Origin of the sequence: Adlercreutzia equolifaciens, assembly GCF_029076695.1 — a bacterium.
Classification (GTDB): domain Bacteria; phylum Actinomycetota; class Coriobacteriia; order Coriobacteriales; family Eggerthellaceae; genus Adlercreutzia; species Adlercreutzia equolifaciens_A.
In genome coordinates this window covers 1-329 of sequence record NZ_JARFIK010000203.1, presented here as the reverse complement: position 1 = coordinate 329, position 329 = coordinate 1, and the positions used below count along the sequence as shown (strand labels likewise).

The window sequence follows — 329 nt, the reverse complement described above, 5'->3', positions numbered from 1 at the left end:
GTCAAGGTCTGGAGGGGGTCAACCCCACCATTAGCCAGTGCCTCGACTGCCACAACCGCGCCAGCTATGCGGGTAACCTGGGCGGCATGCTGCACGCCATCCACAATGTGGAAACCGACGGGGAGGTGGGATGCTTCAACTGTCACTCCACAACGGTAGAGGGCGGTTTGGCCCTGTGGGATCAGGTGAAGTACGACGAGCTGAAGGGCATCACGCCAGTTGAGGACGTAAACGGCACCTTTACCTTCGATCAGGCCGTCATGCCCAGAATGTCCAGGGCAATGGCCGCAGCAATGGAATTATCCTCGGTCAACAGCACCCGGTGTCCG

Annotated in this window: 1 pseudogene; it reads left to right on the top strand. The window is 59.6% G+C overall.

The features are described 5' to 3' along the window. Positions 1 to 329, top strand: a pseudogene (locus PZH32_RS12075) (hypothetical protein); the annotation flags it as partial.